Source organism: Sphingorhabdus buctiana, from assembly GCF_042680825.1.
In the GTDB taxonomy this organism is placed as follows: domain Bacteria; phylum Pseudomonadota; class Alphaproteobacteria; order Sphingomonadales; family Sphingomonadaceae; genus Sphingorhabdus_B; species Sphingorhabdus_B buctiana.
The window spans coordinates 1-1,133 of the sequence record NZ_JBHUEL010000017.1; the positions used below are offsets into that span (position 1 = coordinate 1).

A 1,133-nucleotide genomic window follows, 5' to 3' on the forward strand; every position below is an offset into this window, starting at 1 on the left:
CGCAGGTGGAGCGAAGCGGAACCGGAGGACGGCACTGGCCAAGGAACTGCTTCTGGTGCGGGTGGGCGATAGCCAAGCGAGCTGTGCGGCCTTACCGTGTTGTAATGTCGCCGCCACGCCTCGATCAGGATTTGGGCTTCGGCAAGGCTGTAGAAGATTTCGCCGTTAAGCAGCTCATCGCGCAAGCTGCCGTTGAACGATTCACAATAGCCATTCTCCCACGGGCTGCCAGGCGTGATGTAAAGCGTCTGCACCCCGATCTGTGCCAACCAGCCTTTCACGACGGTGGCAACGAACTCGGGGCCATTGTCAGACCGTATGTGCGCTGGCGGGCCGTGGATGACGAACAGATCAGCTAAGATAGCCAGAACGTCAGCGCTTCTGATCCGGCGTGCAACCAACAAGGCCATACACTCCCGGCTCGCTTCATCAATGATTGCAAGGATCCGGAACTTGCGACCGTCATGGGTTCGGCCCTCGACAAAGTCATAAGCCCAGACATGCCCCGGATATTCAGGGCGCAGCCGGATACACGAACCGTCGTTCAGCCACAGCCGTCCGCGCTTAGGTTGCCTCTGCGGTACCTTCAGCCCTTCACGCCGCCAGATGCGCTCCACCCGCTTGCGGTTCACATGCCAGCCTGCGTTGCGCAGGAGCGCTGTCACACGCCTATAGCCATAACGACCATATTGGCGCGCCAGCTCGATAATGTCTGCAGTCAGGGCTTCCTCATCATCGGCCCCGCGCGGTACTTTGCGCTGCGTCGATCGGTGCTGGCCCAGAACGCGGCAGATGCGGCGTTCAGAGACAGGCAGTTCCTCGCGGACATGATCGATACAGCGCCGTCGTCGCGCAGGGCTCAATAGTTTCCCCGAGCAGCCTCTTGCAGGATCAGCTTATCGAGAGTGAGATCGGAGATCGCACGGCGTAGCCGCGCATTCTCTTTTTCCAGATCCTTCATCCGGCGAGCCTGATCGGTCTTCAGACCGCCATATTCCTTGCGCCAGCGGTAATAGGTCTGCTCGCTGATCGATAGCCGGCGGCAAGCGTCCGCTGTCGTCCCTCCCTGCGCCAGCACAATCTCCGCCTCACGCAGCTTGCCGATAATCTCCTCCGGCGTGTGTTTCTTGAAT

1 protein-coding gene is annotated in these 1,133 nt (G+C 60.0%); it reads right to left on the bottom strand.

The features are described from left to right. A protein-coding gene (locus tag ACFSAG_RS14945) for an IS3 family transposase (protein WP_381516474.1) occupies positions 1-1,133 on the bottom strand; the annotation gives its coding sequence in 2 pieces (ribosomal slippage) (positions 1-874 and positions 874-1,133; 1,134 coding nt annotated over the 2 pieces). This gene is flagged as partial in the annotation.